The sequence below is a fragment of the Aeromonas enteropelogenes genome (assembly GCF_000819845.1).
GTDB classification, from domain to species: domain Bacteria; phylum Pseudomonadota; class Gammaproteobacteria; order Enterobacterales; family Aeromonadaceae; genus Aeromonas; species Aeromonas enteropelogenes.
Genome location: NZ_CDCG01000026.1, coordinates 1 through 18560 on the forward strand (window position 1 = coordinate 1; position 18560 = coordinate 18560).

General features: G+C 56.2%; 16 protein-coding genes and 1 tRNA gene. 8 read left to right on the plus strand and 9 right to left on the minus strand.

From position 1 onward, the window contains the following. Window positions 1-215: 215 nt before the first annotated feature. From BN1123_RS08930 to BN1123_RS08945, 4 genes are all read right to left on the minus strand, one after another. On the minus strand, window positions 216-2147 hold the full coding sequence (locus BN1123_RS08930; protein WP_042026574.1) for a putative bifunctional diguanylate cyclase/phosphodiesterase: 1932 nt from the start codon (window positions 2145-2147) through the stop codon (window positions 216-218). Between the two features lie 23 nt (window positions 2148-2170). After that, complete coding sequence (locus tag BN1123_RS08935; protein WP_042026575.1) at window positions 2171-2671, minus strand: putative pterin-binding protein; 501 nt, start codon at window positions 2669-2671, stop codon at window positions 2171-2173. Window positions 2672-2774: 103 nt separating this feature from the next. Next, the gene (gene groL / locus BN1123_RS08940; protein WP_026457381.1) at window positions 2775-4409 is read right to left on the minus strand and encodes a chaperonin GroEL; all 1635 of its coding nucleotides are present in this window, start codon (window positions 4407-4409) and stop codon (window positions 2775-2777) included. A gap of 44 nt (window positions 4410-4453) precedes the next feature. Continuing rightward, entirely contained in the window at window positions 4454-4747 is a 294-nt protein-coding gene (locus BN1123_RS08945; protein ID WP_042026576.1) for a co-chaperone GroES, read from the minus strand. Between the two features lie 256 nt (window positions 4748-5003). Between BN1123_RS08945 and BN1123_RS08950 the strand changes: the two genes are divergently transcribed. Further along, window positions 5004-6338 (plus strand): MATE family efflux transporter, encoded by a 1335-nt coding sequence (locus BN1123_RS08950; protein WP_371145053.1) that lies wholly within the window; start codon window positions 5004-5006, stop codon window positions 6336-6338. A 24-nt stretch (window positions 6339-6362) separates the two neighbouring features. On the opposite strand, the gene BN1123_RS08955 is transcribed toward BN1123_RS08950, so the two are convergent. Further along, window positions 6363-6842, minus strand: coding sequence for an FxsA family protein (locus BN1123_RS08955; protein ID WP_042026578.1), 480 nt, complete (start codon window positions 6840-6842; stop codon window positions 6363-6365). 439 nt (window positions 6843-7281) lie between these two features. Here BN1123_RS08955 and aspA point away from each other — a divergent pair, with 439 nt between their 5' ends. After that, window positions 7282-8724 carry an aspartate ammonia-lyase gene (gene aspA, locus BN1123_RS08960; protein WP_026457450.1) on the plus strand — a complete coding sequence of 481 codons (1443 nt, stop codon included), beginning with the start codon at window positions 7282-7284 and terminating at the stop codon, window positions 8722-8724. A 123-nt stretch (window positions 8725-8847) separates the two neighbouring features. Further along, entirely contained in the window at window positions 8848-10167 is a 1320-nt protein-coding gene (locus BN1123_RS08965; protein WP_042026579.1) for an anaerobic C4-dicarboxylate transporter, read from the plus strand. 220 nt (window positions 10168-10387) lie between these two features. Here BN1123_RS08965 and tsaD read toward each other — a convergent pair whose 3' ends face one another. Then, window positions 10388-11401 (minus strand): tRNA (adenosine(37)-N6)-threonylcarbamoyltransferase complex transferase subunit TsaD, encoded by a 1014-nt coding sequence (gene tsaD, locus BN1123_RS08970; RefSeq protein ID WP_042026580.1) that lies wholly within the window; start codon window positions 11399-11401, stop codon window positions 10388-10390. Between the two features lie 179 nt (window positions 11402-11580). Between tsaD and rpsU the strand changes: the two genes are divergently transcribed. The 5 genes from rpsU (at window position 11581) to BN1123_RS08990 (ending at window position 16471) form a co-directional block, all read left to right on the plus strand. Next, a complete protein-coding gene (gene rpsU / locus BN1123_RS20875) occupies window positions 11581-11796 on the plus strand; it encodes a 30S ribosomal protein S21 (RefSeq protein WP_005309452.1) in 216 nt (71 codons plus the stop codon). Between the two features lie 15 nt (window positions 11797-11811). Next, window positions 11812-12255: a GatB/YqeY domain-containing protein gene (locus BN1123_RS08975; protein WP_042026581.1), complete on the plus strand. Its 444-nt coding sequence runs from the start codon at window positions 11812-11814 to the stop codon at window positions 12253-12255. Window positions 12256-12342: 87 nt separating this feature from the next. Then, entirely contained in the window at window positions 12343-14127 is a 1785-nt protein-coding gene (gene dnaG / locus BN1123_RS08980) for a DNA primase (protein WP_042026582.1), read from the plus strand. Window positions 14128-14340: 213 nt separating this feature from the next. Continuing rightward, a complete protein-coding gene (gene rpoD, locus BN1123_RS08985; RefSeq protein ID WP_082037513.1) occupies window positions 14341-16203 on the plus strand; it encodes an RNA polymerase sigma factor RpoD in 1863 nt (620 codons plus the stop codon). Window positions 16204-16394: 191 nt separating this feature from the next. Further along, window positions 16395-16471, plus strand: a tRNA-Ile gene (locus BN1123_RS08990). Between the two features lie 148 nt (window positions 16472-16619). Here the strand turns inward: BN1123_RS08990 and BN1123_RS08995 are convergent. From BN1123_RS08995 to BN1123_RS09005, 3 genes are all read right to left on the minus strand, one after another. After that, the gene (locus tag BN1123_RS08995; protein WP_042026584.1) at window positions 16620-17168 is read right to left on the minus strand and encodes a cytochrome b/b6 domain-containing protein; all 549 of its coding nucleotides are present in this window, start codon (window positions 17166-17168) and stop codon (window positions 16620-16622) included. After that, window positions 17149-17523, minus strand: coding sequence for a cytochrome b562 (locus tag BN1123_RS09000; protein WP_026456188.1), 375 nt, complete (start codon window positions 17521-17523; stop codon window positions 17149-17151). Before BN1123_RS09000 ends, BN1123_RS08995 begins: the two co-directional genes overlap by 20 nt. A gap of 301 nt (window positions 17524-17824) precedes the next feature. Beyond that, window positions 17825-18301, minus strand: a complete 477-nt coding sequence (locus tag BN1123_RS09005; RefSeq protein ID WP_005304871.1) for an Lrp/AsnC family transcriptional regulator — start codon at window positions 18299-18301, stop codon at window positions 17825-17827. Between the last annotated feature and the right edge of the window lie 259 nt (window positions 18302-18560).

Genomic DNA, 18560 nt, shown 5'->3' on the forward strand with positions numbered 1-18560 from the left:
TTTCAAAGGCTTTTCGAGGCCACCGACCTGGCTGTTTGCGTTGCCGCTTGCCGTGTCGATGGAGGCGCATTATAGGGAGCGAATTCCGGCTGACAAGAGATAATTGCGTATTTTTTTGATAAACCCAAACAACCACTCAGATAACACCCAAAAAGAACAATCTTTGTACTAAGTCAGCGCGCCGCGCCGTAAAAACAGAAGCGCACCTGGCACACTCAGCTTATATAAGAGACCTCCGGTTGTTGCCGCGCCAACCAGAGTTCCTCCATCTCCAGCAAGGTTTGATAGATTTTTTCGGCCTGCTCCGGGCGACTGAAGAGATATCCCTGTCCGTATAAATGGGTATCGGTCAAAGAGCGCAGTACATCCAGTTGGGCTTGCGTCTCAATCCCCTCACACACCAAGCTCTTGCCCAGCATGGAGCCCATCCTGCAAATGTTGGCAACCAGTTCAGATGCTTCAATGGACGTATCGATCCCCTGGATAAACGAACGATCGATTTTCACCTTGCTGACTGGCAACTTCTGCAAGTAGCTCAGTGAGGAGTAACCGGTTCCGAAATCATCGAGCGCCAGCAACACCCCCTGTTGATTTAGGTCCTGCATCAGCTGTAGCGAATTTTTCACTTCCCGCATGGTGGTATCTTCAGTGACTTCCAACACCAGGCTGCTGGCTGGCAAGTGATGATCCATCAATGCCTTGGTAACCAGCTTGAGCAAATTGCGCTGATACATGCCGGGGGAGATATTCACGCACATCTGCAGGTCAACCAGTCCGAGTTGATGCCATTGATATAGTTGTTCACAGGCCGTATTCAACACCCAGCTGCCCAACCGCTCGGCCAACTGAAACTCTTCGGCCACCAGAATCACTTCATTGGGGGGAATAAAGCCGAGTTCCGGATGTCGCCAACGCAACAGGGCTTCAACGGCTTCACAGCGGCCGCTATCAAGATTGACGATAGGCTGGTAATAGAGCTCCAGGGCATTGTGTTCAAGGGCCATCACCATATCCGAGGCGAGATGCTTGCGCCGTGCCGTTTCATTGAGCAAGGAGCTGTCATAGATGACATAGGGCACATGGGTCTTGCGGCTGTGGAACAGCGCCTGTTCCGCACAACTGAGCAATTCCTGGGTTTTTTCACTGTCCATGGGGTAAAACGCAATGCCGATCCCCACATCCAATCGGAAAGGATAGTTATCGAATACAATATTCTGCTTGAGAGCATGTAACAAACGGGCCACCAACTCTCTTATCTGCCGCAGATCATTGCTGCCACGCTGGACAATGGCGAATTGATCACCACTCAGGCGGCAGCTCCACTCCCCTTCCTCACACAACACGCGAATCCGCTTGGCGAATTCGTGTAACAGGTAATCCCCCGTGTCATAACCAAACTTGCTGTTGATATCCCTGAAATCATTGATGTCTATCAGCACGAGTCCAAACGGTGCCTCTTGGGTTGCATATTGCTCCATTCGTTCAAGCAAGGCCACGCGATTGGATAAACCGGTCAGCGGATCCTGTCTGGCCGCTCTGAAATGGCGACGGCCTTCATAAATAAGCAAGGCAGTAAGCAACAGTACCGAAATAATCAGGCCGGAAACCATCAACAGCAGGGCATTACGCAGTTGAGCAAAATGGCGATCGTTGTCTGTGTAGATATTGATGTTCTTCTGCATCACCGAGGCGAGCGAATAAGAGAGGGGTTCTTGCAAGGGGGAGAGGCGCATCATGATCTGCTGATAATTGGGAGCACCACTCTTGAGACGAATAATCTCGGGCTCTATGCTGCGGATATTGCTTTCTATCAGTTGCACCAGACGCAGAGTTTTCTGTTTGTCCTGCATGCTTTTGCGCAGTTGCCCGCTTAGCAAGATAGGGGTTCTGCTCCAGAGAATGTCATAGCGCAGCATGAGGGCATCGTGATCAATCCCGCCATAATGATACACTTCGACGGCATTGAGAAACCGCCCCAACTCCAGCTGTAACTGCATCAGGGCCCAGGAGACATCGTAGGTATACTTTTCCATCGCCCTCGTCGCATTCTGGATCTGCATCAGGCTGTAGAGCGTGCTCCCGGTGAACGACAGGATGGAAATGTACAGAATAACGAGCAATGGCCAAGCCCTGGTCTTTCCTTTCACCCCTTCTCCTGTCGCGTCAACTATCAGTGTTGTATGTCGATGGAACCAAGCTGCCAGATCATCATATCGGTATATTCGGAGCGTTTCAGCTCGGGATACTGATCCAGAGGCAGCATGAACCAGAGGGGCCCCTTGTCACGCACCCGCATCACAACCCCATCATCTTCCCATGCAAGTATGGGATCATACTTGGCCACCTTGCTCCATTCGATACCTATTTGATAGCTATTCAACGCCGTCAGGGTAATGTTGTCGCCATCCGCACCAACTGCAGCCAACACATCAGAAAGCTTGGGGCCACGATAGGTGTGAGGTTTATCAACCCATGGATTCCCCGTAACTATCTCGTGCTGCGGCAATGCCTGGAGCCTGGCCAAATCAAACTGCACCTTGCCCCCCACATCTTCGGTCGACTTGATATTGCCACTCACGCTCAGGATCACGGGTCCGGTGAGGGGCTCGGCCACGGCGACGGGGAGTGCAAGCAACGCATACAGCACAGGGATCCATCCCAATAATTTCATATCAACCTCGCTCTTGTTGTTATCCAGACAGACTCAGTTTAGCCGTAGATAAAAAAACGGCCCGCCTTGGGCGAGCCGTTCTCAAACAGACAGGGAGCAATGATTACATCATGCCCATGCCACCCATGCCGCCCATGTCAGGCATGGCAGGAGCATCTTTCTTCGGCAGTTCGGTGACCATGCACTCGGTGGTGATCATCAGACCGGCGATGGAGGAGGCAAACTGCAGGGCAGAACGGGTTACCTTGGTCGGATCCAGGATACCCATGGCCAGCATGTCGCCATACTGCTCGGAGTAAGCGTTGTAACCGAAGTTGCCTTCGCCATTCTTGACGGCATTGGCAATGACGGATGCTTCTTCACCGGCGTTGATGACGATCTGACGCAGCGGGGCTTCCATGGCGCGCAAGGCAACCTTGATACCCACGTTCTGGTCTTCGTTATCACCGCGCAGATCGGCCAGCTTGGTCGCAACGCGAACCAGCGCTACACCACCACCGGCAACCACGCCTTCTTCCACAGCAGCGCGAGTCGCGTGCAGGGCATCTTCAACGCGGGCCTTCTTCTCTTTCATCTCGACTTCGGTGGCTGCGCCAACCTTGATCACGGCAACACCGCCAGCCAGCTTGGCTACGCGCTCTTGCAGCTTCTCACGATCGTAGTCGGAAGAGGTCTCTTCGATCTGCTGGCGGATCTGGGCAACACGGCCCTCGATCACGCTCGCATCACCCACGCCATCGATGATGGTGGTGTTCTCTTTGGTGATGACGATGCGCTTGGCACGGCCCAGATCTTCCAGGGACGCTTTTTCCAGCTCCATGCCCACTTCTTCGGAGATCACGGTACCACCGGTCAGTACGGCGATATCCTGCAGCATGGCCTTGCGACGGTCACCGAAGCCCGGCGCCTTGACGGCGGCTACTTTCACGATGCCACGCATGGTGTTGACCACCAGGGTCGCCAGCGCTTCGCCTTCCACGTCTTCGGCGATGATCAGCAGGGGTTTGCCCGCCTTGGCCACGCCTTCCAGCACCGGCAGCATTTCACGGATGTTGGAGACTTTCTTGTCAACCAGCAGGATGAAGGGATCGTCCAGCTCGACGGAACCAGTCTCTTGCTTGTTGATGAAGTAAGGGGACAGGTAGCCGCGGTCAAACTGCATACCTTCAACCACTGCCAGCTCGTCTTCCAGGCCCTGGCCGTCTTCAACGGTGATGACGCCGTCACGGCCCACTTTGTCCATGGCTTCGGCAATCAGCTTGCCTACTTTCTCGTCAGAGTTGGCAGAGATGGTACCGACCTGAGCGATGGCATTGCCATCAGCGCACGGCTGGGACAGCGCCTGCAGCTCGGCAACGGCGGCAACGACGGCTTTGTCGATACCACGCTTCAGATCCATCGGGTTCATGCCGGCGGCAACGGCCTTCAGACCTTCGTTGACAATGGCCTGGGCCAGTACGGTCGCAGTAGTGGTACCGTCACCGGCGGCATCGTTGGCCTTGGAGGCAACTTCCTTGACCATTTGGGCGCCCATGTTCATGAACTTGTCTTCCAGCTCGATCTCACGAGCCACGGAGACGCCGTCCTTGGTGATGGTCGGGGCGCCGAAGGACTTGTCCAGCACCACGTTGCGACCTTTCGGGCCCAGGGTGACCTTGACGGCATCGGCCAGGATGTTTACGCCTTCCAGCATCTTGATGCGGGCTTCGTTACCAAACTTAACGTCTTTAGCTGCCATTTTTCTTCAATCCTTAAATCAATTCGGGGAAAAGTGAGGATGGATTACTCTTCGACAATCGCCAGGATGTCGGTTTCGGACAGGATCAGTACCTCCTGGCCATCCAGCTTCTCGGTCTTCACGCCGTAACCTTCGTTGAAGATCACCTTGTCACCGACCTTGACGGCCAGCGCTTTGACATCGCCATTATCCAGGATCCGGCCAGTCCCTACGGCAAGCACTTCACCACGGGTGGACTTCTGAGCCGCAGTACCAGTCAACACGATACCGCCGGCGGATTTGGCTTCAGCTTCGATGCGCTTGATAATGACGCGGTCGTGCAGTGGACGAATTTTCATCGATAACTCTCCCAAAATGAGTCTCATTGTTGCTTTGAGGAATGGCCGTTCCGGGCCAAATCAGGTATGTCCCTGATGTGGGGCAGAGTTGTTAACCCTTCAAGGGCAAATACAAAAAAAATTTTTTCACGTACTATGAGCACCTTCGATTGTTCATCGGTGCCCTCACCATGGAACGGACCGGCCAACCCGTCTCTTTCATGTCAGAACCGTCAACGCCAGATGTAGAGACGAGCCCTTGACCCACACCAACCCCATGCTGACAGCGCCCGCACCAGTCGTACTGCGCCGGATGACGGGGCCCATGATCCTCGGCATCGTCGCCATTCTGGCCTTCAACCTGATTGATACCTTCTTTATTGGCATGCTGGGCACCCAGGCGCTGGCGGCTATCAGCTTTACCTTTCCGGTGACTTTTGTGGTTACCTCGCTGGCCATGGGGCTCGGGGCCGGGTTGTCCGCCGTGATCGGCCATACCCTGGGACAAGGCAAGCATGAAGAGGCGGCACGCATCACCACCGACAGCCTGTTTCTGGCGGTAATCATGGTGAGTCTGCTCTCCATCGGCGGCGCCCTGACCATAGACCCCCTCTTCACTCTACTGGGCGCCAGTCGCGAACTGATTTCGCTGATCCACGATTACATGCTGATCTGGTATCTGACCGTCCCCATGCTGGTACTGCCCATGGTGGGCAACGCCGCCATCCGGGCTACCGGGGATACCAAGACCCCCAGCCTGGTGATGACGGTCGCAGGACTGGTCAACGGGGTGCTGGATCCCCTGCTCATCTTCGGCATTGGTCCCTTCCCCGAGTGGGGGATCCGGGGTGCGGCCATCGCCACCTCCCTCTCCTGGATGATGGCCATGCTGGTCAGCCTCTATATATTGCGCCACCGGGAAGGGTTACTGTTGTGGCGTCTCTCTGCTCGCCCCAGATTGCTCGCCCACTGGCGGGCCCTGCTTCATGTGGCCGTACCGGCCTCCTTTACCAACATGCTCAATCCCTTGGCCAATGCCGTGTTGATGACCATCTTTGCGGGTCTGGGCACCGAGGTAGTGGCCGCCTACGGTGCTGCGTCACGGGTCGAGGCCCTGCTGCTGATCGTGATGATGGCGCTCTCCTCGGTGCTCGCCCCCTTCATTTCACAAAACTGCGGGGCAGGCAATCCGGTCAGAGCCAGGATGGCACTACAAAGTTGCATGCGATTTGCCCTGTTGTTCCAGCTCGCCGTTTACGGCCTGACCTGGCTGCTGGCGCCCCTGATTGCCAAGCTGTTCAGCGATCATCCGCAAGTGGTGCGCCTCATCATCCTTTATCTACATCTGGTCCCCATCGGTTACGGCTTTCAGGGAATGGTGATGTTGCTGGCATCCGCCTTGAATGGCGTAAGGGCATCCAGTATTTCGTTCCTGTTCAACGGTCTGCGGCTGTTTGTCTTCTTGTTGCCAGGGGCCTGGCTGGGAGCAAAGCTGGGGGGGGAACAGGGGATCTATCTTGGAATACTGCTGGCCAACCTGCTGGCGGGTTCACTGGCCTGGTGGTATGCCCGCCACCGCTTCGAGGCGTTGTGCCATCTGGGCAATCCCTGACGCACAACGCCCCGGCTGCGAGACTTACTCCTTGCGCTCAAATTCACCTTCGATGGTGGTGCCACCGCGATGACCCTGTCCCGGCTGTTCATCAGAAGAGGGGGCCTGACCGAATGGCGGTTGCGAACCCTGGAACCCACCCATCTGCATCCGGAACTGGTTGCTGCCAATCAGTTTGTCGGCCAGCTTGTTGCGCAGCCAGGGTTGCAGCAGCAGGATACCGAAAAAGTCGGTGACAAACCCAGGGATGATCAGCAACAGACCGGCCAGCGCCAGCATCATGCCCCCCATCACTTCGCGCCCAGGCATTTCGCCCTGCTGCATCTTTTGCTGGGCGCTGAACAGGGTCTTGAGCCCTTCGCTACGCACCAGGGAGGAGCCCAATACTGCCGTCAGTATGAGCAAGCCGACGGTTGGCAACGCACCAATGACGGCGCCAACCTCGATCATCACGGTGAGTTCCAGTACCACCAGCCCCACCAACAACAGAAACAACTTGCCCATATCAACTCCACGCTCGGTAAATTGGGAGAAAGCCGCTCCGCACGGCGGAGCAATGCCCGATTGCTGTCGGCATTGTCGCAACTTTCTACCCGGAATAAATGGGGCCAGTTCGGACTTTTTCAAGTCTCGCCATTGAGCCCCAAATCACCTACGTCATAAAAAATCAGCAACTCTATCTTTAAATTGATAAAAATCAGCGCGATAGATGTGCCACAACAGATGTGTACTTTCATCAACGCAATTTGAAAATGTCTAAAGATTAGTGATCCATCTCTAATAATTGATACCTCAATTGGAGTAGTATGTTCTTCAGTAATTCGGGAGGTTATCCTCCCCACCGCCCCACTCGATGTGTGGTGCTTCAGGATGAGCTGTGCGCAAGGAACTCGCGACCACTCGGTGAGGTTTTTTCCATTTATCTGATTTCTGAGGCATTACAATGAGCGACATCAAGAACGTCCGCATTGAAGAAGACCTGCTGGGCACCAAAGAAGTTTCCAACGACATGTACTACGGCGTACACACCCTGCGCGCCGTCGAGAACTTCAAGATCAGCTCTCAGAAGATTTCTGACGTTCCGGAATTCGTACGCGGCATGGTGCTGACCAAGAAAGCGGCCGCCATGGCAAACGGCGAGCTGGGTACCATCCGTCCTGAAATTGCAGACAAGATCGTGGAAGCCTGTGACCTGATGCTGAACACCGGCAAATGCTTCGACCAGTTCCCGGTCGATGTTTATCAGGGTGGTGCGGGTACCTCCGTCAACATGAACACCAACGAAGTCCTGGCCAACATCGCCCTCGAACTGATGGGTCTGGAGAAAGGCCGCTACGACGTCATCAACCCCAACGATCACGTCAACAAGTGCCAGTCCACCAACGATGCCTACCCGACCGGTTTCCGCGTCGCCGTGGTCAACAGCACCGACGTGACCCTGCATGCCCTGGAGCATCTGATCGCTGCCTTCGACGCCAAGGCTGAAGAGTTCAAGAAAGTCCTGAAGATGGGTCGTACCCAGCTGCAAGACGCCGTGCCCATGACCCTGGGTCAGGAGTTCCACGCCTTCGCCGTTACCCTGCGCGAAGAGATCAAATCCATCAAGCGTTGCCAAGAACTGCTGCTGGAAGTGAACCTGGGCGCCACCGCCATCGGTACCGGTCTGAACACTCCGCCCGAGTATTCCAAGCTGGCCATTCAGCGTCTGGCAGAGATCACCGGTCGTGCCTACGTACCGGCAGAAGATCTGATCGAAGCCACCTCCGACTGCGGCGCTTACGTCATGCTGCACGGCGCCATCAAGCGTCTGGCCATGAAGCTGTCCAAGATCTGTAACGATCTGCGTCTGCTCTCCTCCGGCCCGCGTACTGCACTCAAAGAGATCAACCTGCCGGAAATGCAGGCTGGTTCCTCCATCATGCCGGCCAAGGTCAACCCGGTTATCCCGGAAGTAGTCAACCAATCCTGCTTCAAGGTATTCGGTAACGACATCACCATCACCTTCGCCGCCGAAGCTGGCCAGCTGCAGCTGAACGTCATGGAGCCGGTGATCGGTCAGGCAATGTTCGAATCCCTGAGCCTGATGGAAAAAGCTTGTATCTCCCTGCGCGAGAAGTGCGTGGAAGGTATCACTGCCAACCCGGAAATCTGCATGAACCACGTGCTGAACTCCATCGGTATCGTGACTTACCTGAACCCCTTCATCGGCCACCACGAAGGTGACATCGTCGGCAAAATCTGTGCCCAGACCGGCAAGAACGTACGCGAAGTCGTGCTGGAGCGTGGTCTGCTGAGCGCCGAGCAGCTGGATGAAATCCTCTCCATCGAGAACCTGATGAACCCGCAATACAAGGCCAAGCGTTTCACCCGCGAAACCACCGTATAAGCGAGAATGGGCCGGGATCTTCCCGGCCCATTTAAAGTCAGTTCCCGATCGGCCTCACCCAGTCCCATCGGGAATTGGCTTTTGCCAAAGAAAAACCAAAAAACTAAAAATGGAGTTATCGCTATGATTGGAATCGAGTTACTTGTCGTACTCGCCGCTATCTATCTGGGGGCCCGGATAGGCAGCATCGGCATCGGCTTCGCCGGTGGTCTGGGTGTACTGGTCCTGACCTGGGGTCTGGGTGTACAGATCCCGAGCGATCAGCTGGTATCCTACATCCCCTGGGACGTGATCATGATCATCGCGTCCGTCATCTGTGCCATTGCCTGCATGCAGTTGGCCGGCGGGATGGACTACCTGGTACACCTGGCTGAAAAAGCACTGCGCAAAAACCCCAAATACATCACCTTCGCCGCTCCGGTCGTCACCTACCTGATGACCATGCTGGCCGGTACCGGTCACACTGCGTTTTCCACCCTGCCGGTGATCGCCGAAGTGGCCAAGGAGCAGGGCATCCGCCCCTCCCGTCCGCTCTCCATCGCGGTCGTTGCCTCCCAGATCGCCATCACAGCCTCGCCAATCTCCGCGGCCGTGGTTGCCTTCTCCGGCATGCTGGAACCGCTTGGCGTTGACTATCTGACTCTGCTGGCTATCTGCATCCCGTCCACCTTCATCGCCTGTATCCTGGGTGCCTTCGTCGCCAATATGCTGGGCAAGCCGCTGGATCAGGACGAAGTCTATCTGGAGCGCAAGGCCAAGGGCCTCATCAAGCTGCGTGGCGCTACCCAGCTTGAAATCAAGCCTTATGCCAAACTGTCCGTCTGGATCTTCATCGCCGCCATCGTCGCCGTCATGGCTTACGCCACTGCCATCTCCGGCAAAGTGGGCCTGATCACCAACCCGCCGATCCCCCGCGACGGCGCCATCATGGGCATCATGCTGGCCGCAGCCACCATCATGACTCTGGTGTGCAAACTGGACGTGACCCAGGTGACCAACATGCCGACCTTCAAGTCCGGTATGTCCGCCTGTATCTGCGTACTGGGTGTGGCCTGGCTGGGTAACGTCTTCGTGAAAGGCAATATGGACACCATCCAGCTCATCGCTGGTGACCTGCTGAACCAGTACTCCTGGCTGCTGGCCGTGGTGCTGTTCTTCGCCGCCATGCTGCTCTATTCACAGGGTGCCACCACCAAGGCCCTGATGCCGGCCGCCCTGGCCCTGGGCGTCAGCCCGCTGACTGCTATCGCCTCTTTCGCGGCCGTAAGCGCCCTGTTTGTACTGCCAACCTACCCGACCCTGCTGGCTGCGGTCGAGATGGACGATACCGGCTCCACCCGCATCGGCAAAGCCGTGTTCAACCACCCCTTCTTCATCCCGGGTGTGGCCACCATCGCCATCGCCGTGGCGCTGGGCTTCTTCTTCGGCGGCATCATGATCTAATTCGGTTGCTTGCCACCAACAAAAATCCCCGCCAATTGGCGGGGATTTTTTTATCCATATCACGCTCAAACCAAGCCTGCGCCGGATGATTCGGCAAGACTATCTCGCACACGGCCTTATCATCTGCTTATCCGGGTCTCTGACAGGGGGTCTGCGGCATCGAAAGGGCAAAGCGCTTGTACACCATTACCCACCCCTTCGATATGCCGGCTCCTGAGGATCAGACCGGATCCAGAGTATCCAGCGGCCAGCGTGGCACAGCCTTGACCACCAGAGGCTCGAACACACCGGCCTTCAGACGCTGCATACCGGCGTAAGCAATCATGGCGCCGTTGTCGGTACAGTATTCGGTACGCGGATAGAAGACTTCGCCCTTAAGGCTCTCCATCAGCTCGGCAAGCTGGGCCCGCAGGTGACGGTTGGCACTGACACCACCGGCCACCACGAGGCGATTGAGACCGGTCTCCTGCAAGGCGCGACGACACTTGATGGCCAGGGTATCGACCACCGCATCTTCAAAGGCTCTGGCGATATCAGCACGAGTCTGTTCGTCATCCCCATTGGCAGCAATGGTGTTGGCGGCAAAGGTCTTGAGACCGGAGAAACTCATGTCGAGCCCGGGACGATCGGTCATGGGTCGCGGGAAATGGAAGCGCCCTTTGGTACCCTTTTCGGCAAGACGGGAGAGCAGCGGACCACCGGGATAGTCCAGACCCATCAGCTTGGCGGTCTTGTCAAACGCCTCGCCTGCCGCATCGTCTATGGATTCACCAAGCAGCTGGTAGCTGCCGATGCCATCGACCCGCACCAGCATGGAGTGGCCGCCGGAGACTAGCAGCGCCACGAAGGGAAACTCGGGGGCACGCTCTTCCAGCATGGGAGCCAACAGGTGGCCTTCCATGTGGTGCACGGCGATGGCCGGCTTGTTCCACGCCATGGCCAGCGAACGGCCAATGGTGGCCCCAACCAGAATGGCGCCGACCAGACCCGGGCCCGCTGTGTAGGCAATACCGTCGATGTCATCTTGACCCAGTCCCGCCTCTTGCAATGCGGCCTGGATCAAGGGGATCGTCTTGCGAACATGATCCCGGCTGGCCAACTCGGGGACGACGCCACCGTAGTCCGCATGCAGCTTGACCTGGCTGTATAACTGGTGGGAAAGGATCCCTTTTTGATCGTCGAAGATCGCGATCCCGGTTTCGTCACAGGATGTCTCTATGCCCAATACACGCATTGCTAAAAAATTTCACTGCTAAAATGAGACGGCTATGGTAACCTTCGCGGGTTTTTTAAACCAGAGCGATCTCTGCGGGTTTACTTTCATTCCCTGTCCAGAGTATAATTTCGCACCATTTTAAGAGATGCTGATCGATTGAAGGTCAGCTAACAATTTATCACTGAGGTGAAAGGCACATGCCAGTAATCAAAGTCCGTGAAAATGAGCCGTTTGACGTTGCTCTGCGTCGCTTCAAGCGTTCTTGCGAAAAAGCCGGTATCCTGTCCGAAGTTCGTAGCCGTGAGTTCTACGAGAAGCCGACTACCATTCGTAAGCGCGCTAAAGCGTCTGCTGTTAAGCGTCACGCCAAGAAGCTGTCTCGCGAAAACGCACGTCGTATCCGCCTGTACTAATCAGGGGACTGTGCCGTGTCTCTGAAGGATCAACTCAAGGATCAGCAAAAACTCGCCATGCTTGCCAAAGACAAGCAACGGCTGGGTGCTATCCGTTTGTTGATGGCAGAAATCAAGCAGCGTGAAGTTGATACCCGTGTCGAACTCACTGATGAAGATATCCTCGCCGTCGTGACCAAAATGGTCAAACAGCGCCGTGATGCCATCAGCCAGTTTGAAGCTGCCGGTCGCCAGGATCTCGCCGACAAAGAGTCCGCAGAGATCGTTGTGCTGCAGGAGTTCCTGCCACAACAGCTGACCGCAGATGAAATCTCCGCCCTGATCGAGCAAGCCATCGCGCAAAGCGGTGCTGCCGTCATGGCCGACATGGGCAAGGTCATGGCTGTTTTGAAGCCTAACATTCAGGGACGCGCCGATATTGGCGCCGTCAGTGCTCAGGTGAAAACCCGCTTGGCGTAACAGGCAACTCTCTTGTTTGGTCGAAGAAGCCGTGCTTCCCTGGGAATGCGCGGCTTTTTTATTTTTCCGCAATGAAACAGGACGGTTATGGCAGGCAGGATCCCTCAATCCTTTATCGATGATCTGCTCGTACGCACAGACATTGTCGAGCTGATCGACTCCCGTGTGCGGCTGAAAAAAGCCGGTAAGAACTACCAGGCTTGCTGCCCCTTTCATAACGAAAAAAGTCCCTCGTTTACCGTCAGCCAAGAGAAACAGTTCTACCACTGTTTCGGCTGTGGCGCCCACGGCAATGCCATCGGCTTTGTCATGGAGTATGACGGCCTTGAATTCCCCGATGCCATCGAAGAGTTGGCCAGCCTGCATGGCATGCAGGTCCCGCGTGAGCAGAGCGCCGGAGGCGCGAGCAGCAACCAGCCAGCAGTCAGCAAGGATCTCTTCGAGCTGATGAACCAGATCGCCCGCTTTTACGAGAGCAACCTGAAAAGTGCTCCCCAGGCAGTGGAGTACCTGAAAGGGCGTGGTCTGACTGGCGAAGTGGTCAAGCGCTTCAATATAGGCTATGCCCCGGGTGACTGGGATCAGGTGCGTCGCCGCTTTGGAGCCAGCCGGGATCACGAGCAACTGCTCATCTCCGGTGGCATGCTGATCCCGCGCGATAGCGGCCCCGGCAGCTATGATCGCTTCCGCGATCGCATCATGTTCCCGATCCGTGACAAGCGGGGTCGGGTCATCGGCTTCGGTGGCCGGGTACTGGGTGATGGTACGCCCAAATACCTCAACTCGCCGGAAACCCCCATCTTCCACAAAGGACGGGAGCTATTCGGTCTCTATGAGGTGAAACAGGCGCACAAGGATCCTCGCCGGATCCTTGTGGTGGAAGGCTATATGGATGTGGTGGCCTTGGGCCAGTACGACATCGACTATGCGGTGGCCGCCCTGGGCACGGCAACGACCAGCGACCATATCCACACCCTGTTTCGCACTACCGCCGAAGTGGTCTGCTGCTACGACGGTGACAATGCAGGACGAGAAGCCGCCTGGCGAGCACTGGATAACGCCCTCCCCCATCTGCAGGATGGCCGCGAGCTCAAGTTCGTGTTTCTGCCGGACGGCGAGGATCCCGATTCCCTGGTGCGTCAGATCGGCAAAGAAGGGTTCGAGGCTCTGCTCGACCAAGCACAACCCTTTGCCGACTTCATGTTCGAGCGTCTCGGGCGCGATGCCGCACTCTCGGGTGAAGCAGGCAAGTTCGAAGTGGCCAACAAGGCCGCCGAGCTGATCCGCCGAGTGCCGGAAGGATTTACCCGCGAGGGATTGATCACTCGCCTCTCCAGCATGATGCGCTGGGGGGAAAACAAACAGCGCATCGCCGAACTGTTTGCCCGTAACAGCCAGCCCAAGGCCGAGGTTAACAAGCCCAAGGCTGCCAAGCTGACACCGCTGCGCCGGGCGCTGGCCCTGATGGTGCAGTATCCAGCGATCACTGCCGAGCTGCCAGCCATGCCGGAGCTGGCCGGATTGCGCTTACAGGGCATCAAATTCCTGCTGCAACTGCACCAGCAGATCCTGACCCAACCGGGGATCACCACGGGCATTCTGCTGGAACACTGGCGCGGCACCAAGGAAGGGGAAATCCTGGCGCAACTGGCGATGCACGATCTGTTTGAAGGGATCGAACGTGAAGCTCAGGATGTGCTGATGGAGTTAGAGGATACCTTTGTCCGCTTCATCAACCAGTTTCTGAAACAGCGAATCGACGAATTGCAGGCCAAGGGGGCTCAGGAAGGACTAAGCTCTGAGGAAACCAAAGAGCTATGGATGCTGATCAAAGAAGGGCAAATTGAGAAAAGAAATGAGAGCGGGGCTTGATATTTGAGTGATTAGTCCCAATATGGATAACGTTGCCCGAATCGACGGGATAAAAAGCAAAAAATTTATAACCGCCTGGCCCCGACAATACTGCGGGCAGGGGTTTCTCATGACCGACGCCGCAACCAGACATAGCATGTCTGGCGGTTTTCTATTAGAATTGGCTATTTGCGCAGCAGCGCACTGTAAGCGCAACCTAGCAACACCAACCGGATGAGTTCTATGGAGCAAACCCCGCAGTCTCAGCTTAAACTCCTCGTTGCCAAAGGTAAAGAACAGGGCTACCTGACTTATGCCGAGGTGAACGATCACCTCCCGCAAGACATCGTCGATTCAGACCAGATCGAAGACATCATCCAGATGATCAACGATATGGGCATTCAAGTCGTTGAAAACGCTCCGGATGCCGATGACCTTATCATGGCTGAAGGTGGTACCGCCGATGAGGACGCTGCCGAAGCAGCGGCCCAGGCTCTGGCATCTGTTGAATCCGAGATCGGCCGTACGACCGATCCTGTCCGCATGTACATGCGGGAAATGGGTACCGTCGAACTGTTGACCCGTGAAGGCGAAATCGACATCGCCAAGCGGATCGAAGATGGTATCAACCAGGTACAAAGCTCCGTGGCCGAGTACCCGGAAGCAATAACCTATCTGCTCGAACAGTACGATAAGTATGAAGCCGAGCAGCTGCGCCTCTCCGACATCATCTCCGGCTTTATCGATCCCAACGAAGCGGAAGATATGGCACCGACCGCCACTCATATCGGCTCCGAACTCGGCGAAGACGATCTCGCCGACGAAGATGAAGAAGATGAGGACGAGGACGAAGACGGCGACAGCTCGGACGATGACGGTGACGGTGGCCCGGATCCGGAAGTCGCTCGCGAGAAATTTGCCGAACTGCGTGCTCAATATGAAGTGACTCGTCTCTCCATTCAAAAGAATGGCCGCGCGCACGACGATACCCAGGCAGCCATCGCCCTGCTGGCCGATGTATTCCGCCAATTCCGCCTGATGCCCAAGCAGTTCGATCGCCTGGTCAACAACATGCGCGAGATGATGGAGCGCGTACGCGTGCAGGAACGCATCATCATGAAACTCTGCGTTGAACAGGCCAAGATGCCGAAGAAAACCTTCGTCGCGGCCTTCACCAACAACGAGTGCGAGACTGCCTGGTTTGAATACCAGAAGCAAGCTGGCAAGGCTTGGTCCCCCCGTCTGGTCGAGATGGACGAAGATGTCCAGCGTGCCATCGGCAAGCTGCAGCAGATCGAGGAAGAAACCGGTCTGTCGATCGCCCAGATCAAGGACATCAACCGTCGCATGAGCATCGGTGAGGCCAAGGCCCGCCGCGCTAAGAAAGAGATGGTCGAAGCTAACTTGCGTCTGGTTATCTCCATCGCCAAGAAATACACCAACCGTGGTCTGCAGTTCCTGGATCTGATCCAGGAGGGCAACATCGGTTTGATGAAGGCGGTAGACAAGTTTGAATACCGTCGTGGCTACAAGTTCTCAACCTATGCCACCTGGTGGATCCGTCAGGCCATTACCCGCTCCATCGCGGATCAGGCTCGTACCATCCGTATCCCGGTGCACATGATCGAGACCATCAACAAGCTCAACCGAATCTCCCGCCAGATGCTGCAGGAGATGGGTCGTGAACCGAACCCGGAAGAGCTGGCCATGCGTATGGGCATGCCGGAAGACAAGATCCGCAAGGTACTGAAAATCGCCAAAGAGCCCATCTCAATGGAGACGCCCATCGGTGATGATGAAGATTCCCACTTGGGCGACTTCATCGAAGATACCACCCTTGCGCTGCCGGCCGATGCCGCGACCAGCGAAAGCCTGCGCAACGCAACCCGCGAAGTGCTGGCCGGTCTGACCGCCCGCGAGGCCAAGGTACTGCGCATGCGCTTCGGTATCGACATGAACACTGACCACACCCTCGAGGAAGTGGGCAAGCAGTTCGACGTTACCCGTGAGCGTATCCGTCAGATCGAAGCCAAAGCTTTGCGCAAACTGCGTCACCCTAGCCGCTCCGAAGTGCTGCGCAGCTTCCTGGACGAATAGTCCAAAGGCATGCGCCCTTTATTGCTGTCTCAAAAGCCCCGCCATGCGGGGCTTTGTTTTATCTGGCGCCAGCCCGAAAGATATAACCCCTTTCATCGTCACAGCAGGATAATTAGTCGCCAAGTGGTTGATCTGCCTATGGACTGCCCTTTGTACTTCCCCTATAATCCACGCCGCTAAACGCACAATTTGGCCCCTTAGCTCAGTTGGTCAGAGCAGTCGACTCATAATCGATTGGTCGTGGGTTCAAGTCCCCCAGGGGCCACCAAATTGAAAAAGGCCGCTCATCAGGAGCGGCCTTTTTGCATTCAGCCCAGACCATGAAACGCTGTGCACCAGATACAAAAAGACCCGCCGTGGGCGGGTCTTGGGCTGGCAACAGGATGCAAGGCTTCACACTGAAATAGAATTCTGGTTTATGCGTTTTCGCTCTGTCCGGATGGTAGGCGATCCCGCCCAGGCAGCATCCGTCTGACCAGATTGCTGCGTTGACGCCATGAGGTGAACAGGATGGCCAGCAGATGCAGGGCTATCAGCCCTTGCAGCGCCCAGGTACACCACTCGTGCCAATCATCGGCTCCCAGCTCGAAACCCGTCTCGGTATTCTGAAACCAGCCCGTTCCTGCTGTCGCCAACACCAGCAACCAGAAAGCCCACACTGCCAGCTTGCCGGTACCGTGATGACCCGGCGCTGGAGGCTGACGCTCACGCATCTCTGCCGCTTGCTGGCGAAAGTCCGCGCGGCTGGGGAGCAAGGCATCCAGACGGGCATATCCCCTGGCCCATGTCACTCCCCATAACAACCGCAAGGCGACGAGGGCAATGGCGCCATAACCAAGCCACTCGTGCCACTCCTCTCCCGCCTCATTAAACCAGAGGTTGCCGATGCAAATCGCCGCCAACCCCCAATGAGTCAGGCGGACCACCCCATCCCAGCGAAAAGGCTCACCCTTTTTGCTTGGCATATTTGTGGTACTCCTTCTTCAGGTCGTTGACCTTGGCCAGATGCTCACGCGCCTTGCTCTCATCACCAGCCTTGAGCGCAACCAGGCTGGCATCCAGCTCGGCTTGCACCTCGTTCATGCCTTCGAGGAACTTCTCTTTCTTGGCAGCAGGCATGTTCTTCTGCTTGGCCACATCCAGCTGGGCCTTCATCTCGTTGATGTACTTCTCCATGGTGGCGGGATCTTCCGCCTTGACGGCCTGCTTGTAATTGAAGCCGATCTTCTTCATGGGCTGTTCCAGATCACCGGCCATGGCAGGCAGGGTCATCAAGCCAAACATCAGGGGCAACAGCAGGGGGCGTACAGTTTTCAACATGGTATTTCCTTATCAGATGACATTGCGGCTTCTTGTTCGCACTCGATAAGTGCAGTCAATTGAATATGATGCCACGAACAAGGGGGAATTGTATGGGGAAAGTTCGACCAATTGTGACCAGATGTGTCAGATATGCTGACTGCATGTAGCCAATCGATACATTTCATCATCTTGGAAGGACACGGGAAAGAGGAAGGGCAAATGCACCATGCGGGCCATCAGCCGCCACAAGACGATCCGCATGAGGGAGATATGGCCGGGTGAAGGAGGCCCCCCTTCCACCCGGCGCAGAGTGAGGAACTTAGCCCAAATGGTTAAGCGGCAGCGCCGTCTTGTGCTTGATGCGGCGCAGCACGAAGCTGGAACGCACTCCGGTCACCCCCGGAATATGGGTCAGCTTGTCCAGCAGGAAGTGCTGGTAGTGCTCCATGTCACGCACTACCACCTTGAGCTGATAGTCGGCATCGTTGCCTGTGATGAGGTCGCACTCGAGCACCTCTGGCAGCTCACTGATGGCCCGGTCAAAATTCTCGAACCGCTCCGGCGTATGCCTGTCCATGGAGATGTGAATGTAGGCGGTGAGGGTCAGACCCAGTTGGCGGGCGTTGAGCAGAGTAACGTGGGTGTCGATGAGGCCGGCATCTTCCAGTGCCTTGACCCGGCGGGAACAGGGGGAAGGTGAGAGGCCAACCAGCTCGGCCAGTTCCAGATTGCTGATGCGGCCGTTCTCCTGCATCAGCTCAAGAATATGTCTGTCTATGCGATCAAGTTTCAGCATTCACCCATCCTCGTTGCAATGACTAATCCACTTTTTCTAGATTAAGGGTGAACTATTGCAAAAACAACCGAAATAACTGCTCACTTTGCAACCACTCACCGGCCCGGGAGGGATACCATGGTTACATCTTCCGGTGGTAAAGCAGATGCCCAACCAGGTCTCTGCGGTGAAGGACCTTACCGGGTCAAGAGCCCCATCAGCCGTCCGACCTTATCGGGAACAGACGGGCTGGAACGAGAGCATCCCCTCCCCGAAGGCA

Excerpts from the sequence above, each read along its gene's own strand:
- BN1123_RS08935 (WP_042026575.1), bottom strand. The coding sequence starts at position 2,671 with ATGAAATTATTGGGATGGATCCCTGTGCTGTATGCGTTGCTTGCACTC.
- groL (WP_026457381.1), bottom strand. The coding sequence starts at position 4,409 with ATGGCAGCTAAAGACGTTAAGTTTGGTAACGAAGCCCGCATCAAGATG.
- BN1123_RS08945 (WP_042026576.1), bottom strand. The coding sequence starts at position 4,747 with ATGAAAATTCGTCCACTGCACGACCGCGTCATTATCAAGCGCATCGAA.
- BN1123_RS08950 (WP_371145053.1), top strand. The coding sequence starts at position 5,004 with ATGCTGACAGCGCCCGCACCAGTCGTACTGCGCCGGATGACGGGGCCC.
- BN1123_RS08955 (WP_042026578.1), bottom strand. The coding sequence starts at position 6,842 with ATGGGCAAGTTGTTTCTGTTGTTGGTGGGGCTGGTGGTACTGGAACTC.
- aspA (WP_026457450.1), top strand. The coding sequence starts at position 7,282 with ATGAGCGACATCAAGAACGTCCGCATTGAAGAAGACCTGCTGGGCACC.
- BN1123_RS08965 (WP_042026579.1), top strand. The coding sequence starts at position 8,848 with ATGATTGGAATCGAGTTACTTGTCGTACTCGCCGCTATCTATCTGGGG.
- tsaD (WP_042026580.1), bottom strand. The coding sequence starts at position 11,401 with ATGCGTGTATTGGGCATAGAGACATCCTGTGACGAAACCGGGATCGCG.
- rpsU (WP_005309452.1), top strand. The coding sequence starts at position 11,581 with ATGCCAGTAATCAAAGTCCGTGAAAATGAGCCGTTTGACGTTGCTCTG.
- dnaG (WP_042026582.1), top strand. The coding sequence starts at position 12,343 with ATGGCAGGCAGGATCCCTCAATCCTTTATCGATGATCTGCTCGTACGC.
- rpoD (WP_082037513.1), top strand. The coding sequence starts at position 14,341 with ATGAGTTCTATGGAGCAAACCCCGCAGTCTCAGCTTAAACTCCTCGTT.
- BN1123_RS08995 (WP_042026584.1), bottom strand. The coding sequence starts at position 17,168 with ATGCCAAGCAAAAAGGGTGAGCCTTTTCGCTGGGATGGGGTGGTCCGC.
- BN1123_RS09000 (WP_026456188.1), bottom strand. The coding sequence starts at position 17,523 with ATGTTGAAAACTGTACGCCCCCTGCTGTTGCCCCTGATGTTTGGCTTG.
- BN1123_RS09005 (WP_005304871.1), bottom strand. The coding sequence starts at position 18,301 with ATGCTGAAACTTGATCGCATAGACAGACATATTCTTGAGCTGATGCAG.